Consider the following 1,214-nt stretch of genomic DNA (forward strand, 5'->3'; position numbering starts at 1 on the left):
CTAGTAGTGCTTCGTTAGGTTCTGGTTCTGCTGGTGGTGAGGGGGCGGCCGCAGGTGGTGCAGGTGCCGGTCCAGCACATCAGCAGGTTTTGGAGGGCGTCGAGGGTCTGGTAGAGGCTCGGGCCGGTGCCCCGGCTTTTGGGTCGAGCCTGCGGAGGGTGAGGAAGGCCTGGGCGGCGGTGACGAGGGTGACGTGGTGGTGCCAGCCGCGCCAGGTGCGGCCTTCGAAGTGGTCCAGGCCCAGGCCGTGTTTGAGCTCGCGGTAGTCATGTTCGATCCGCCAGCGCATCTTCGCCCAGCGCACCAGGTCAGCGGTCGGTGTGGTGGCGGACAGGTTCGATATCCAGTAGTTGGTCGGGGCGGCCTGGCCGTCCGGCCATTCGACGAGGAGGGTCTGGACGGGCAGGACGCCGTCCCACCGGCTGCGGCCCCCGGCTGACTCCTGAGCGCCGGCCAGGGACTGCTTGCCCGCAGGCCGCACCGTCAGCACCGTGAACCGTGAGGTCATCGCGCCCTTGCTGCCCTGCCTCCAGGTCACCTCGTTGAACCGCTCCTCACCCGCCTCCGCCGCGAGGGTAGAGACGGCTCGCGGCGGGGTGCGGTAGCGGGGAAGAGTGGGTGGTCCGAGTCCGCCGTAAGCAGGCTGGTGCGGTTCGGCATCCTCCGGGTGGGCGACTTCCTTCCCGTTCAGAGCCAGGACATAGGACAGCCCTCGTTCCTGGAGACCGAGCCTGAACGGCGTGCTGACGCCGTAGCCGGCGTCGGCCACGATGACCGGTGCGGTCAGCTGCCACTGGGCGAGTGTGTCCAGAAGACTGAGCGCCAGACGCCACTTCTCCCGGTGCACCACACCGTCGGGGACACCGGCCCTGCGGCAGCGCTCCGGCTCGTCCGTCCACTCCCGCGGCAGATACAACTGCCACTCCAACGGGCACGAGGCGGTGTCGGTGGCGGCATGGACACTGACCGCGACCTGGCAGTTCGCCCGCTTGCCCACCGCTCCGCAGTACTGGCGGGCCACCCCGACCGACGCTGTCCCGCACTTGGGAAACGACACGTCGTCGATCACCCACACCTCCGGCCTGACCACTTCGGACAGCCGCTCGGCGATCCGCCGCCGCACCGGCAGCGGATCCCACGGCGACTGGTTCACGAACTGCTGCAGGGCCTGCATGTTCCCGTCCGGTAGACGCTCAGCCATCGGCTGGATCGAC

Annotated in this window: 1 protein-coding gene; it reads right to left on the reverse strand. The window is 68.9% G+C overall.

All coding sequences use genetic code 11. From position 1 onward, the window contains the following. Positions 1-79: 79 nt before the first annotated feature. Positions 80-1,214: IS701 family transposase (locus tag ACIPTO_RS42795; RefSeq protein ID WP_401201280.1), on the reverse strand; the 1,135-nt coding region annotated here is incomplete at its 5' end.

This window comes from Streptomyces sp. NPDC090083 (assembly GCF_044747445.1).
In the GTDB taxonomy this organism is placed as follows: Bacteria; Actinomycetota; Actinomycetes; order Streptomycetales; family Streptomycetaceae; genus Streptomyces.